Annotated in this window: 16 protein-coding genes and 1 pseudogene; 9 read left to right on the top strand and 8 right to left on the bottom strand. The window is 36.2% G+C overall.

What is annotated here, in order from left to right; genetic code table 11:
- Positions 1-230: 230 nt before the first annotated feature.
- The gene (locus DXK30_RS12530) at positions 231-1,064 is read right to left on the bottom strand and encodes a TdeIII family type II restriction endonuclease (protein ID WP_114701968.1); all 834 of its coding nucleotides are present in this window, start codon (positions 1,062-1,064) and stop codon (positions 231-233) included.
- An 81-nt stretch (positions 1,065-1,145) separates the two neighbouring features.
- Here DXK30_RS12530 and dcm point away from each other — a divergent pair, with 81 nt between their 5' ends.
- Positions 1,146-2,396 (top strand): DNA cytosine methyltransferase, encoded by a 1,251-nt coding sequence (dcm, locus tag DXK30_RS12525; RefSeq protein WP_114701967.1) that lies wholly within the window; start codon positions 1,146-1,148, stop codon positions 2,394-2,396.
- A 54-nt stretch (positions 2,397-2,450) separates the two neighbouring features.
- Here the strand turns inward: dcm and DXK30_RS12520 are convergent, their stop codons facing one another.
- Positions 2,451-2,960 carry a plasmid replication DNA-binding protein gene (locus tag DXK30_RS12520; protein WP_114701966.1) on the bottom strand — a complete coding sequence of 170 codons (510 nt, stop codon included), beginning with the start codon at positions 2,958-2,960 and terminating at the stop codon, positions 2,451-2,453.
- A 205-nt stretch (positions 2,961-3,165) separates the two neighbouring features.
- On the opposite strand from DXK30_RS12520, the gene DXK30_RS12515 reads away from it, so the two are divergent.
- Together DXK30_RS12515 and DXK30_RS12510 are read left to right on the top strand one after the other, a co-directional pair.
- Positions 3,166-3,441 carry an excalibur calcium-binding domain-containing protein gene (locus DXK30_RS12515; RefSeq protein WP_114701965.1) on the top strand — a complete coding sequence of 92 codons (276 nt, stop codon included), beginning with the start codon at positions 3,166-3,168 and terminating at the stop codon, positions 3,439-3,441.
- The gene (locus DXK30_RS12510) at positions 3,426-3,824 is read left to right on the top strand and encodes a hypothetical protein (protein WP_114701964.1); all 399 of its coding nucleotides are present in this window, start codon (positions 3,426-3,428) and stop codon (positions 3,822-3,824) included. The genes DXK30_RS12515 and DXK30_RS12510 overlap by 16 nt, the downstream gene beginning before the upstream one ends.
- Before the next feature lie 616 nt (positions 3,825-4,440).
- On the opposite strand, the gene DXK30_RS12505 is transcribed toward DXK30_RS12510, so the two are convergent.
- Positions 4,441-5,274, bottom strand: coding sequence for a cation transporter (locus DXK30_RS12505; protein WP_025644116.1), 834 nt, complete (start codon positions 5,272-5,274; stop codon positions 4,441-4,443).
- A 75-nt stretch (positions 5,275-5,349) separates the two neighbouring features.
- Here DXK30_RS12505 and DXK30_RS12500 point away from each other — a divergent pair.
- A pseudogene (locus DXK30_RS12500) lies at positions 5,350-5,424 on the top strand (IS1 family transposase); the annotation flags it as partial.
- 84 nt (positions 5,425-5,508) lie between these two features.
- Here the strand turns inward: DXK30_RS12500 and DXK30_RS12495 are convergent.
- The gene (locus tag DXK30_RS12495) at positions 5,509-6,126 is read right to left on the bottom strand and encodes a recombinase family protein (protein WP_114701963.1); all 618 of its coding nucleotides are present in this window, start codon (positions 6,124-6,126) and stop codon (positions 5,509-5,511) included.
- 172 nt (positions 6,127-6,298) lie between these two features.
- Positions 6,299-7,177: a hypothetical protein gene (locus DXK30_RS12490; RefSeq protein ID WP_162799538.1), complete on the bottom strand. Its 879-nt coding sequence runs from the start codon at positions 7,175-7,177 to the stop codon at positions 6,299-6,301.
- A gap of 263 nt (positions 7,178-7,440) precedes the next feature.
- Here DXK30_RS12490 and DXK30_RS12485 point away from each other — a divergent pair, with 263 nt between their 5' ends.
- Positions 7,441-7,623: a hypothetical protein gene (locus DXK30_RS12485; RefSeq protein ID WP_114701961.1), complete on the top strand. Its 183-nt coding sequence runs from the start codon at positions 7,441-7,443 to the stop codon at positions 7,621-7,623.
- Positions 7,624-7,671: 48 nt separating this feature from the next.
- Positions 7,672-8,064, top strand: a complete 393-nt coding sequence (locus tag DXK30_RS12480; RefSeq protein ID WP_114701960.1) for a hypothetical protein — start codon at positions 7,672-7,674, stop codon at positions 8,062-8,064.
- Positions 8,065-8,377: 313 nt separating this feature from the next.
- Here the strand turns inward: DXK30_RS12480 and DXK30_RS12475 are convergent, their stop codons facing one another.
- From DXK30_RS12475 to DXK30_RS12465, 3 genes are all read right to left on the bottom strand, one after another.
- Positions 8,378-8,860: a hypothetical protein gene (locus DXK30_RS12475; RefSeq protein WP_114701959.1), complete on the bottom strand. Its 483-nt coding sequence runs from the start codon at positions 8,858-8,860 to the stop codon at positions 8,378-8,380.
- Positions 8,861-9,467: 607 nt separating this feature from the next.
- Positions 9,468-10,409, bottom strand: coding sequence for a replication initiation protein RepM (repM, locus tag DXK30_RS12470; RefSeq protein ID WP_114701958.1), 942 nt, complete (start codon positions 10,407-10,409; stop codon positions 9,468-9,470).
- A gap of 576 nt (positions 10,410-10,985) precedes the next feature.
- Positions 10,986-11,360 (bottom strand): hypothetical protein, encoded by a 375-nt coding sequence (locus tag DXK30_RS12465; RefSeq protein WP_114701957.1) that lies wholly within the window; start codon positions 11,358-11,360, stop codon positions 10,986-10,988.
- Positions 11,361-11,821: 461 nt separating this feature from the next.
- On the opposite strand from DXK30_RS12465, the gene DXK30_RS12460 reads away from it, so the two are divergent.
- The 3 genes from DXK30_RS12460 (at position 11,822) to DXK30_RS12450 (ending at position 12,852) form a co-directional block, all read left to right on the top strand.
- Complete coding sequence (locus DXK30_RS12460; protein ID WP_114701956.1) at positions 11,822-12,193, top strand: hypothetical protein; 372 nt, start codon at positions 11,822-11,824, stop codon at positions 12,191-12,193.
- 8 nt (positions 12,194-12,201) lie between these two features.
- A complete protein-coding gene (locus DXK30_RS12455; RefSeq protein ID WP_114701955.1) occupies positions 12,202-12,471 on the top strand; it encodes a hypothetical protein in 270 nt (89 codons plus the stop codon).
- 99 nt (positions 12,472-12,570) lie between these two features.
- Positions 12,571-12,852 carry a hypothetical protein gene (locus DXK30_RS12450; RefSeq protein ID WP_114701954.1) on the top strand — a complete coding sequence of 94 codons (282 nt, stop codon included), beginning with the start codon at positions 12,571-12,573 and terminating at the stop codon, positions 12,850-12,852.
- The last annotated feature ends 141 nt before the right edge of the window (positions 12,853-12,993 follow it).

Raw genomic sequence — 12,993 nt, 5'->3', positions numbered from 1 at the left:
TTCATTTACTGTTTTCTCGCTTCATTTACTGTTTTCTCGCTTCATTTACTGTTTTTTCAATTACCCTAATGCTCATTCTTGAGCTTTTAGAGTGCTAATCGGTATTCAATGTCTATACTATATTGAACACTTTGACTGTTCAGAGGTGACCTTTGGACAGTGTTCACTGAACGTTCAGTGAACACCTATCAGACTAATTCTTATCTCGATTCCTTAAAAAATTATATCAACTAGAAATGATCGGTATTTATAGATTTCTCGATATTTTCTTTGGATTCAATACCAATCTCTTTAAACACGTCGATCATGTCCTCTAGTGAGAACTGACCATCTGAAACCAGTTTCCATAGTTCATCCCCAACCAAGAGATCGTCTCTATCATAGTAGCTATTCCAGCGAGTGTAAGTATTATCAGTTCTTGATTCGGGGTTATAAGGAATAGCGATATAAGTTTGTATTTTGTCAGGACTAATGTCTCCATGACTTAGACGTAAGAAATACCACTTTAGAATCTTCAGCTTCATTGTTCTGAATTCTTTTTTGTTTGGCTTTACAGTCGTGATATCTATAAATATCTCAGTACCGTCAGGCTTTTTTATAAAAACATCAACAGTACTATCAGGTATCTCAACTAAATCACCGGTTCTTTCTTTGGTCAGCTCATGAATTTCATGCAAACTTTTGTATTCAGCTTCGCGGCTTGGGGCGTACTTTAGATCTTCTAGCAAGGTATCTAAGTAGCTCTTAGCCTCTGCATTTAAAGAGCCAGTAATTTTATATTGATTTTGAACTTCGTAGCCTGCTAACTCACCCAGTCTTTTTGATACTTGCTCATAGAAGGACATGCCGAATGCTGTTTGTAATGAGGTTATGAGCTTCGATGTGAACATGACCTTCTTACCGAACATTTCTAAGAAAAATAAATTGGTATCACCTTTATCTATATCATCACTTAATCGTTTGACTTTCTCGTCCATTTTTAAGATACCAAGAGCTTTCTCTTTTACTGCTTCTTTCATTTGATCGTGAGTACTTAAAACACTAATAGGTTCTTCTGTAGACATGTTTTTTCCTAAGAAAGTGGTGGACCTGGCGAATGATAAGGGTTAAAATAGGACACTCAACCCTTTAAAATATATAAAATTATGAAATTTCCTGATAATTACTTTTCTGCTGCAATAGTTGCTGATGCCTTGTCTGTATCTAAGAGAAATGTAGAAACCTGGACAAAGAATGGCAAGCTGGTTCCTGCTTTAGACCCTAATATACATGAGAAACCTTATACAAGAGAACAGCTCACGGCTTTTGAACAGTTTTCTGCAATGTTTAATAGCACTTGGGATGAGGAAATGGCTGTCAAACCTGTCAGAGATTATTCATTAGTCGAATTATTTGCTGGAGCCGGGGGCTTAGCTTTGGGCCTGGAACAAGCAGGATTCAAATCTGTTTTGTTAAATGAGAAAGATAAGTATGCCTGTGACACACTACGTACCAATCGACCAGACTGGAACGTAGTACAGGACGATATTGCAAATGTTGATTTTACACACTTGAAAGGAAAAGTGGACTTGTTAACTGGTGGATTTCCTTGCCAACCGTTCTCTTACGCAGGTAAACAGCTAGGCTTCGAAGACTTAAGAGGCACTTTAGTATTTGAAATGGCTAGAGCCATAAAAGAAATTCAGCCTAAAGTTTTTCTTGCAGAAAATGTTAAAGGCTTAGCCGAGAATGATGGCGGAAGAACACTGGGTACTATCATTAAGGTCTTAGAAGATCTTGGATACAAAATCCTTGAAAAGGATATTTATAAAGCAATATTCTATAAAGTGCCACAAAAGCGTGAAAGGCTTATGATAGTAGGTGTTAGAGCTGATCTCTACGACAAATTAACTTTTAAAAAACCTTCGCCTTATCATAAGGTTTTGACTGTAAGAGATGCTTTAAAAGCTAGTGAGCTTTATGAGAAAGATGTACCGGAGTCTACAGGACAAAAATATCCGAAGCGAAAAGCAGAAATAATGTCATTTGTTCCTGAAGGGGGCTATTGGAGAGATTTACCCATAGAATTGCAAAAAGAATATATGATGAAAAGCTTCTATCTTGGCGGTGGAAAAACCGGCATGGCTAGAAGACTTGCATGGGATGAGCCAAGCCTTACACTGGTATGCACACCTGCCCAAAAACAAACTGAGCGGTGTCATCCTGGTGAAAGCAGACCATTAACTACTCGAGAGTATGCAAGAATCCAAACATTTCCTGATGATTGGGAGTTCAAAGGTTCTGATGGCCAGATCTATAAACAAATTGGGAACGCTGTACCAGTTAATTTAGCTTTAGCTATGGGTAAAGCTCTTGTCAGGATGCTTAATGCTGCACCAAAAGATGTTTTTGAGTGATATATATAAAGAGAATACTCTGAATAGCAGTTATATAGAATTCGGGATATTCTCTTAAAACCCCCACCATCTTTTTTTCTTCTCAACCGTCGCTACGGTTGAGTCGTCTGTTTTTTCTTTCCCCTTTTCAAGTGGCGACTCATAGTCCATTTCAGCTTTTTTAAACTCTAGCAGTCTGACCTGGGCAAAATCTTGAATACTAGCGTTGGCTTTATCCAGTGTCTTATTGAGCTGATTGATCTGCTGCTGATAATTCTCGATCAACTTCCTTTGGTCGCTCACTTGTTGACTAAGGTGCTCATTCTTAAGCTTTTCAAGCGCTAATTGGTGTTCAATCTCTGTACTGTACTGAACATTTTGACTGTTCATAGGTGTACTTTGGACACTGTTCACTGAACGTTCAGTACGTTTTTTAGAAACGGGCTCACCAAACACACGTAACATTTCAGATGGATCTATTTTTTTGTCTGAATTTCTAGAGAGCTCACCATCATTGACCTTTTGATAGATCGTGGTTCTTGATACACCCCAATCTTTTGCCGCTTTCGTCACTGATATGTTCATTGTTAACCTAGTGTCCAAGTACGTTTTTATGCTCTGTACAGTGCAACTGTTCAGAATGTTCAGTGAACAACTATGGCACTAACCTGTCTATAAGGCAAATTGAACGTTTAGACAAGCAGTATTCGGTTTATTGAACAAATATAGGGTATTCTATCTAATTATAGAGTACCTTTTTTATTCATGTTCTTAAAAAAGAGTGCAATATATGAAAAAAATCATTCTAGGTATCCTGTTGTCCGCTTTTACGCTGTCATCGAATGCTACGATTACGGTCACTGATAACCCATTTTATAGCGATTTTGAGGTAGAGCATCCGTTATTTGCTAAAGGGACTGGTGGTTCGCAATGCAAAGGATTACCCCGTGTATGTACGCAAATGGTCAGTTGTGAACAAGCCAAACAAGCGCTTAAATGCGGAAATACTAAGCTAGATCGTGATAAGGACGGTGTGCCATGCGAGTCAATATGTCCAGGTGGTTAACGGTAGTAGCGTCTCTTGCTATTATCGGGTGTGGTACTGCATCTTCAGAAGATGAGACGTATGGTTCAGGTTTTATTGTGGTGAGTGAGGAAACATGGGGCACAGATCACACGACCCCTTATCCTTTTACGGTGCCTGAGGGTGAGATTTCGTGTGGTTTCCATCCAGCCTTTGGTCGTGAGGTGTATTTTCAGCCTTTAGGGTATAGCAATGAGTCCAATATCGGTACGCCACTCAATAAAGCAGCGGTAGATTCGCTAAAGCAGAGCAATATGAGTTCAAATGTACCTTACAGCATTAAAGAAGGCGCTGATCTTAGTGATGCCATACAGGCAGGATTGAGAGTCTGCGATGAGCAGAGTGATATCCTGAGTAAGTTGTAGAAATTAAGATGAGATATCTTAATAAAATAGGTTCGGTTCCCTAGTGAGGACTTGAATCTTTGGCTGTGAGCTAATGGTATTAAGGTTTCAACTTGCTGAGATAGCCACAGTGTACTTCATGATGTACTTACCATAGATATTCTATCTATGATCGGTGCGCTAGTGAGGACTTGAAGAGACCATCCCAGATTCTGTGTAACTGACGTTTAGATTAAATACTTACACAAAATTTAGGAAGGTCTCTGAAAATTAACCACCTGACACAACTCGTCACCTACTAACAGATCTTGGCGGTCATAAAAGTTGCCCCAACGCTTATAATTATTATCCGTTCTCGACTCAGGGTTATAAGTAATGGCGATGTAGGTTTGAATTTTATTAGTGTCCTAAATTAGTTGACCACCACCAGATTCTTATCAAAGACTTCATCATCTATTATTCGCCAAACGGCAACTTGCTGATGGTCTTTGGTGGTGACTAGATTTAAAGTTTGTTCAATCATTGCTTGAGGTCTCATATCCTTATGATGTTTATTTGCTTCAAACCCAGTTACTTTACACTTAGCGGTTTAATTAAGCTACTTACTTGAGCTATTTGCTTCAGTTATTAGGCTTGGCTACTTACTCAACTTCAATATTCTAAAGGCGCCCTGAATAACTAAAGCAAATACGATGCTACCAATAATCAAATCAGGCGTACTAGAGTGTAACCAATTAACCAAAATCCCTGCAACAATTACCCCTAAATTGATAATCACATCGTTTGAAGTGAAAATCATACTGGCTTGCATATGGGCTTCTTCTTCTTTGCTTTTCGATTTTTGTAGTAAATAGAGGCAAATCGAGTTTGCAATTAGCGCAAGAATCGATATGACTATCATGGTAGAAAAGTCAGGTAACTGCTCATTGCCAAAGAAACGTCTTAGTACTTCTAAAAAACCAAGAATCGCTAGCGTAATTTGAAAATATCCGGCAATTCTAGCAATCCGTTTTTTCTTAATGACCGTTCCACCGACCGCAAATAAGCTAATTCCGTACACGAAGCTATCTGCTAACATATCTAAGCTGTCGGCGACCAACCCCATCGAACGAGAAATCAGTCCCGTGCTCATTTCAATAATAAAGAAAGCAAAGTTAATGACCAGCACTATCCATAGTAGCTTTCTTTGCTCAGCATCTTTTTTGTGACTAGAGTCAGCATCAATTTTAAAATTATTGTTGGGATCAGAGGGGTCAATGGTTTCGGTCGAGAGTAGGGTGTCTCCTAATTTTAGGTCATGAATAGCAGTCTCTATCCCTTCTATATTGTCATGATGAAACACAGTTAATTGACGGTTAGGAATGTCGAACTCAAGATGTTCAATATTCGAGTGGCCCTCTAATTTCATTCGGATTAGGTTTTCCTCCGAAGGGCAGTCCATCTTCGATATTTTAAAAGTTGTTTTATTCATAGCTACATTTATATCCGGGTGGTGGTTCAAAAAGTAGGCTGAAAAAAACAGGCTGAGAAATTGATAAATAGTGAAATGCAAATGACACTATACATCAAATGCCCAGCCTGTCTAAGTGACAATATAAAGAAAAATGGTTTCAAAAGCTATATCCCAGCGGAACCATCTAAAAAGGCTCATTAATCCATTAATAGACTACTCATAGTAGACTACTGTAGTGGAACCACTTAATGATCAGTTTAATTTTTCCTTGGCCACATCAGCGATCAGATGCCGTGAGCACTTGGCCATTTTTTGAATATCAGAATAGCTATGACCTGATTTGAGCAGACTAGCGATAATCTTGCGCTTTTCGGTATCTTTCCTACGACCGGCATACTTACCTTCTAACTTAGCTTTAGCAATACCTTGCTGCTGACGGTTACGCCGATCTTCATAATCCTTTCTAGCAATAGCAGCGAGCATATCCAGCATCATCGAGTTAATGGCCTGCAATATACTACTCATAAATTCAGTGCTGCTTTCAGGTTGAAGTGCCATATAGGAGGTAGGCAGCTCTTTTGATACGATAGATAGCTTTTTTTCTGATAGCATTCTTTTGAGCGTATCCCAATCAGCTTGGTGCAAACGCGCCAAGCGGTCAATTTGCTCAACTAAAATCACATCGCCCTTATGAGCATCTTCAATCAGTTGCATAAGCTTGGGTCGCACCAAGGTAGCTCCTGATTCGTTTTCGACATAGAAGGCGGCAACTTTGTGGCCATGATCTTTGGCAAATGCTATGAGTTCGCTTTTGGCACGCTTAGCGTCTTGTTCTTTGGTAGACGCTCGTAGATACGCTCTAATAAACATAAACACCTAAAATAGTCTGTTATAAGTGGTTCTATTATACCAGTCTGTTATAAGTAGTCTGTTAATACGTTTGAGAGGTGAAATAACTAGTTCCTCTGGGGTATACCTTATTTATCTACCACTATTAGGCGGGTACTTGATATAGTTTGATAGAAGCTTATATGCAAGCTATTTAGTCGAATATAGGATGATTAAGGGAAATACACCATTCATCATCGTAAATTGGAGAATAAGGGTTGCTCGATAGCAATTTCCGACTTCCTCCTCTAGATACACTGGAAGCTTTCCACTTTAAAATACTACTATTTATAATATTTAAATGTACAGAAAGTATGTATCCGATACGGCATTTATCTATATCTGAGCCATATACATTAGTTGCTTGAACTATGTCATTTAAATAGAGCAAAGCTGACTCTTCATAGATTTTCATAACGTTAGTAAATCCTCCACATAGTGCTGGATAACGTATCATTTCCAAGAATAAATCACCAATACCTATAACTCGTGTATTAGCATTAAATTGTGTAGGAATATAGGTAACTGATCGAGCATATACATTTAAATAATTACTTTTAATCCTAATATTTTCTGACGGATAATGTAGAAAGTAGTTCTTTCTTTCTCTTTCATAGCTAACTTTATACTTTTTCCATACGCTTCTAGCGGGAGTAGAGAAATCTATCCCTGACGATTTTTGCTCTGTAAGTCCATAAAGATACATAGCACTCGAGTAAGATATATATCCAATTTGATAGAGAGAACAAGCTATCTCAATATCACCATAAGATTTCGTACCAATAGTGAAGTAACTGTGATTACTATCTTTTATTAAAGTTCTGCTTAACAGGAATTCGCTAATTTCATTGAACTTCCTATTTATATTGGTATTCTTCCTCATCCCTATAATTTTCTTATTGTTAAAGGATTTGCTGTTCTTTAGCACTTTAAGAAAGTTTATCAACTCTGATTTTAGAAACGCAATGCGTCCATCTAGACCTTCCAACCAGATCAGTACTACTTCAAAAATATCTATTTTTTTCTTTTCCATATTGTGAAAAGCATCCTCTAACAAGTTAATAATTCTTAATAAGATCAATTCAAAAATTGACTTAAAATCGTTAATCAATTAAAATGCGTCCTTAGGACGCATTTTAATTGATTAACAAATTCTACACTATTTTTGTGATAATATAACCATATAATAGGTATATATAGGTATATATAGGTATATATAGGTATATATTTAAAATAATAGTAAACAAAATACTATTATTTTATATTCCTGCTGAAGTACGAGAGTTGGAGAACAAAATGAATACTCAACAATGTTTAACAGAATCGAAAAGAATGAATAATCGTTCTAAGCGTAGAAATAAACATGTCAAAATAGACGTAGAAAGAATGAGTGTAGCCCTAGATTCGGAAGTTTTTACTATGCCTAAAGGTCTTAGTAGAGAACAAAAACGCCAGTTCATAATTGGAAGTGCTGACTAGAGATAGTATACTAACGCCTAATCAAGGTAGATCTTTTAGGATAACTCATTGGAATATACATTTAGTTTTGGAAAGCAGTTCGCAAATGAGTTCAAGAACTATCCTCAAAATCAGCAAGACGCTATTCTTGATTTTTTAGACATATACGAAGTACACGGTCTAGAAGATTTCAAACTTTATAAAGGTAAGATAGCTTTTTCTTGGAAGGGTTTACAGTATACAGACCCAGTTTACAAATATGCGAAAAGCAATGACCTATGGCACGCCCATATAGGCATACCTAATTTCCGTAAGAGTGATTACGGTAGGTATTATACATCAGATATGATTTTGCACTTTCAATGGGTAGACAGGGGTTATGTTATAAAAGTAGTAGACATCACCCCCCACTACAAAGCGGACCGTCAGTTTTGGTTGCCAGCTGTAAATTATTTGAAGTAACTTGACGATGAGAATACTTATTTAAAGACAAAAAAAGAGACCTTTAAGGTCTCTTTTTTTGTCTTTAAATAAGTAAGCTGCTTGATAAAAGCTGATCTTTCGCTCGAAAAACTGACATTTTTTACATCTGGAGGTACACTCTCGCTATTTTAATAATCTAATTAATTATTTTGCACAGGTCACAGACAAAGTTTCAAGTCCTCACTAGGGAACCGCTGTTATTCCAATAAATACTGCCTAGTTGAACGTTTCTTAAATCGATAAGCGTCATTTTTATTTTAAAAATCATACTCATTATTGACCTAGCATTTTCTCAAGCTGCCTCTTTTTCTTGCTCTAATTTTAACTTTCTACGCTGCTTATAAGCGATTTTCCGCTGTTTACGTTTCTTCCATTCCAAACTACCTTTTTGATAAACCTTTAAATCATCTATATAGCCCATCTTATTCAGCCAGATCACCTCTATAGTATAGGTCGGTAGCATACCTATTATGAGAAACCAGATTGAATACTCTAAAAATCCGTTACTTAGCAGGAAAAGGAAATTGAAGATAGCTACTACTACAAGAGCTATGAACCAATTTTGAGCTATTTGTAATTCATACAAGTAGTGGCGGTCATCAAAACGATGGTTTTTAATGATTTTAAGTTCTTCAAGTCTGGATGCTCTTTGATACTTTCCAAAAAACACTAAACCGGCTTTAAAAGGGATTTTTTTATAGAGTTCATTAATAATAACGCCTACTACGGCACTTATTAGCACTAAATATAACTGATCAAAAGTGATGGAAACCATATTCTACGCTCGCTTGAACGAACATATAGGAACTTACATAAACAAGAAATTTTCGCCAGCTTACTTGAGCTAGCTATATTAGATGTAGTAGAGTATTGTCTCTCACAACGAATAGGTCACCAATCTAACTTTTACTGTTTAGTAATTCTTATATATTATAAGTTAATAAAATGACCTAAAGAGCTATCAGAAATGATAGCTCTTTTTTTTAGTCGACTAGTTAGTATTTATAACTGTCTTCGATTATAGCTTCATAATAGTGGAAGTTACAACTTCTATTCGCTCCAAATTTCACGTTACAGGGTTCAAGTGAGTACTATAGTACTTATGCATATAGATATTACTTCCGAAGGATTATGGGCAAATTAGACATCCTTCTGTACGTTTTATTGGATATCTAACGGAATATAGACGTTATTAACAGGTGATATAGAAATTATTACCAAAGAATATAGATATTATTAACAGCAACGTCATTTCAATTTTATTTAATAACCATAAAACTAAACATGCAATCATTGTTATTAGTTAGTTTCACTACAACATACTAGAAATATTTAGTTACAAATATGATAAGCAGTCCAGGTATCCGATTTGACTGCTAAGTTTAATATTCAAGATAATCCCTAATTGGACGTTTTTTAAATTGAGAAATGTCTTTTTTTAGGCGATTAATCATCTCAAATTCCCACATATTCATATCTTGGCCAGCTGGGCTAGTCGAACTAACTAGATCATTATAATCGGCTATAAAACTGGGGTTACGAGCAATACGACCCAATTGCTTATCGTTCAACCCTTCAATACTAGACCTGTTACTGTTATCAGACTCAACTTTAGCAGTAATATTCCCTCTGTTTTTTTTCACTCTAAACTTGAATGTAAAGCCTGTAATGATACGTCCTTGTTTGTGTTGTTCGTATTCAACAGTAATATCAGTATGTTCGTTTATTTGAGTGATCGCCAAGTCTAAAACTCGTCTTTTAAAGGCTTCTATTCTTTGATACTCATCTACTAAGCCTAGCTTTTCGCGCAATTCCACAAGTGATATCTGACTCGTCCTACCTATTGACCTCCATTGAATAATTAATTCATACAGCCTTATTGCATACTCACTCTGCAATCCTACGACCTGCTTCAATTCATATTCCGTATAACGTGCTTCAAGCCTCGTAATCAGAGGAATTACATCGCTTGCAAACACCAACTCCACACAACCCAAATCATCAATATAGCCGATCTTATCCACCCAGCGACTTTTATAACGCCCTATCTTTCCTGAGCGCTCATCAATCTTACTATAGGCAAAACCTGCCTCATACAATCCTTCTACTGCCCTTTTCATAGCTTCATAAGATGTATGTTTTTCTACATTGAATTGTTTGGCATAGCTTTGCGCATAAATTCGCAACAATCCTCCCGCCTCTATTAATGTTTTTTGTTCCCTTGCCTCAATAATAGCTAAAAATATTAAGCGTTGCTCAACTACCCCTAGGCTATAACTCGCGCCAATTAAAGAATTATCCTTAGTAACTAACTGTTTAGACATTTCTATCTTCCAACTTAATTTAAGCAACTATATTATCTTAGAGTTGTTAAAGCAACTTTTATTATAATTAGTTGCTTTATAGGTCGTAAAACGTTGCTTTATAGGTCGTAAAACGTTGCTTTATAGAACCTGAAATCTTTGAATATCAAGGCTTCCCGGAGACGTAAAAGCTTTTAAAAGAATTTAAAAACATTAAAAACCTTTTAGTTGTTAATAATTAAAAAGAAAAAATTAGGAAATTTAGCCAACAATTAAATATGAGCAAATTCAGCTTATTTGAATGATAAAGATATGACCTCTAACGATATATAGATAAAACCTTCCTATTTAGCTTCTTATAAGGTTCTAATTATCATCTGGTAATATGCTAACTAAATTTCTCTTGAGCCCTGTTAAACGCTGAATAAGGCTTATACAAGAACTTACTTATTTATACCAACTAAAACTTATAAAAGACAGTTAGAATCTTCAGCAATTTTTATTAGTACACCACTAAAGATTAATCTCTGATCAATAAATTACGTATTAAAAAAAGCCCTTGTCTCAGCTGAGACAAGGGCAATCTATATTTAGTTATTAATCCAAACTATTGTATGCTTTTATTCCTGCTTTATCGACCAATCTTTGAGCATTGCCAACTTTGTTAGGTGCTGCCACCTCTCTTAATATCAACAACGATTCTAGCACTATCGGCATCAAAGCCTTGACCATATCATTCCGATTTGATGTGTTCTCTACCGCCTTTGATCCTTCGTCGTCTGACTGCAATAAGTGCAGAATTTCACTAATATCCCCTTTCATAAATTGAAGATCTTCAAGAAAGTTATTGGTATCTGATTCCAATTTTTTCTTTAAGTAGCCACCAGGAGATTGTCCTGCCTCTGCTGCTATTGCTTCAAGTTTTAAATAGACTTCTGGCTTTAATCGGAATGATACAGTAGGAGTGCTCATGATTATCCTTGTTTACATATTGTAGACAGTAATATACCATATAAATCAGATACTTGAATAATTTTTGTTTGCAAATTGCATGCACAAAAAAGCGTTTTAAATCAGGTAGGTTTCTGATTTAAAACGCTTTTTTTCATCCCTTTAGGGTGCGTATGGTGTAGTCATTAAATTGGATAATTTAATGACCAAAAAGCAGGTAGAAAAATCGGTTATTTTCTACCTGTGATAAGCCTTTTTAGCTAAAAAGGCTTATAAGAGCGTTACGTTAGTAAATCGTTAGCAAAAGGGTAGCAAATCGTTAGTTAGATATGAGCAAATTATGAGCAATTACTGTATGATTGATTAAAAGTTAGCAAATCGTTAGCAAAAGAGTAGCAAATCGTTAGTTAGATATGAGCAAATTATGAGCGTTTTTACAATTGAGATAAATTGGCTTCAAGAATAGATGGAGATAGGAATTTATGGCTAAGAGAACAAAGTTTTCCAAGTTTCGTGATCTTTATGAGGTGATCGAAGAGCTAGCTGTTTCATATACCTATGAAGGCGTGGTTGAGATATTAGCCGAGCGTTATGATCTCGTTCTAACGACCGGCACACTAACCAATTATCTTTACCGTTATAGAAAAGAATCAAAGCAGTTATCTGTCGCTACAGATAGTTCTATTGGTCAGGTTGAGATTAAGCAGGAAGCTTTAGAAAAAACTTTTGTTGACTTAAAAGATAATGATTTGACTCAAAAGAATGATGTAGATCCAACGATGGATGACCTGGATGCTGCTATAGAAAGAGCAAAAATGAAATTGAACAACAAATCAATCCTTAATAGAAGATAGGAACCGTTATGAGTATGGTCGGTGTATCAGTAGCCAGTAATAAGAGCCTTCAACTTGAAGCCACCCAAGAAGCCTACAATGATCAAATTGGGCGTTTAAACACTTTCTTGATAAAAGATGATACCCATGAAGAGACTGTCATGGTGAAAATGATTGAACTGACACAGCAGGAAGCAACGCTAAGTCAATTTAGTGCAGGTGAGCTTGGTAAAATGTGCTTAGAAATTAGGCCAAGTATTGATAAATTCCTTGAAGACTTGCGCTCTACGCCTGAATGAATATATAGAACAAGCTGTTAGTACCTTTATCATTTCTTTGATGGCAATGGCATAACAATCCATAAAGGGACATTTTCCTAGTGAAAAAAGGAGCAATTTATGAGTATGCGAGAACAACAAGGACGAATCACCAGTAATCTATTGACGCAATTTGAAGCCACCCAAGATGCCTACGCTGACGTTATTGTAAAGCTTAACCTGATTTTAATTAACGATAAAACTCATGAACAAGTCGTCAGAGCTAAATTGTTTGAAGTCATGGATGAGAGAAATAAGTTAAATGATTGTTCCATTTCTGAGCTATACGTTATGCAAAAAAGCATCAAAGAGAAGATTAATGATTTTCTTGCTGGATTGAACGAGCAGTACGTCACTGCTTAGAGTGGTGAGAAGCACTTAGTGCAGTAAAATAATTATAAAAAGCCCTTAAAACAATATTTTTTTAGGACTGTTTTCTCGCTTCATTTACTGTTTTCTCGCTTCATTTACTGTTTTCTCGCTTCATTTACTGTTTTCTCGCTT

Source organism: Psychrobacter proteolyticus, assembly GCF_003350005.1.
GTDB lineage: Bacteria > Pseudomonadota > Gammaproteobacteria > Pseudomonadales > Moraxellaceae > Psychrobacter > Psychrobacter proteolyticus.
This window is presented reverse-complemented; position numbering and strand designations above follow the sequence as displayed.

What these genes read in the sequence shown, in the direction of transcription:
- DXK30_RS12490 (WP_162799538.1), bottom strand. Translation starts at nt 7,177, where the DNA reads ATGGAAAAGAAAAAAATAGATATTTTTGAAGTAGTACTGATCTGGTTG.
- DXK30_RS12450 (WP_114701954.1), top strand. Translation starts at nt 12,571, where the DNA reads ATGAGTATGCGAGAACAACAAGGACGAATCACCAGTAATCTATTGACG.
- dcm (WP_114701967.1), top strand. Translation starts at nt 1,146, where the DNA reads ATGAAATTTCCTGATAATTACTTTTCTGCTGCAATAGTTGCTGATGCC.
- DXK30_RS12475 (WP_114701959.1), bottom strand. Translation starts at nt 8,860, where the DNA reads ATGGTTTCCATCACTTTTGATCAGTTATATTTAGTGCTAATAAGTGCC.
- DXK30_RS12465 (WP_114701957.1), bottom strand. Translation starts at nt 11,360, where the DNA reads ATGAGCACTCCTACTGTATCATTCCGATTAAAGCCAGAAGTCTATTTA.
- repM (WP_114701958.1), bottom strand. Translation starts at nt 10,409, where the DNA reads ATGTCTAAACAGTTAGTTACTAAGGATAATTCTTTAATTGGCGCGAGT.
- DXK30_RS12495 (WP_114701963.1), bottom strand. Translation starts at nt 6,126, where the DNA reads ATGTTTATTAGAGCGTATCTACGAGCGTCTACCAAAGAACAAGACGCT.
- DXK30_RS12530 (WP_114701968.1), bottom strand. Translation starts at nt 1,064, where the DNA reads ATGTCTACAGAAGAACCTATTAGTGTTTTAAGTACTCACGATCAAATG.
- DXK30_RS12515 (WP_114701965.1), top strand. Translation starts at nt 3,166, where the DNA reads ATGAAAAAAATCATTCTAGGTATCCTGTTGTCCGCTTTTACGCTGTCA.
- DXK30_RS12520 (WP_114701966.1), bottom strand. Translation starts at nt 2,960, where the DNA reads ATGAACATATCAGTGACGAAAGCGGCAAAAGATTGGGGTGTATCAAGA.
- DXK30_RS12485 (WP_114701961.1), top strand. Translation starts at nt 7,441, where the DNA reads ATGAATACTCAACAATGTTTAACAGAATCGAAAAGAATGAATAATCGT.
- DXK30_RS12455 (WP_114701955.1), top strand. Translation starts at nt 12,202, where the DNA reads ATGAGTATGGTCGGTGTATCAGTAGCCAGTAATAAGAGCCTTCAACTT.
- DXK30_RS12460 (WP_114701956.1), top strand. Translation starts at nt 11,822, where the DNA reads ATGGCTAAGAGAACAAAGTTTTCCAAGTTTCGTGATCTTTATGAGGTG.
- DXK30_RS12510 (WP_114701964.1), top strand. Translation starts at nt 3,426, where the DNA reads ATGTCCAGGTGGTTAACGGTAGTAGCGTCTCTTGCTATTATCGGGTGT.
- DXK30_RS12505 (WP_025644116.1), bottom strand. Translation starts at nt 5,274, where the DNA reads ATGAATAAAACAACTTTTAAAATATCGAAGATGGACTGCCCTTCGGAG.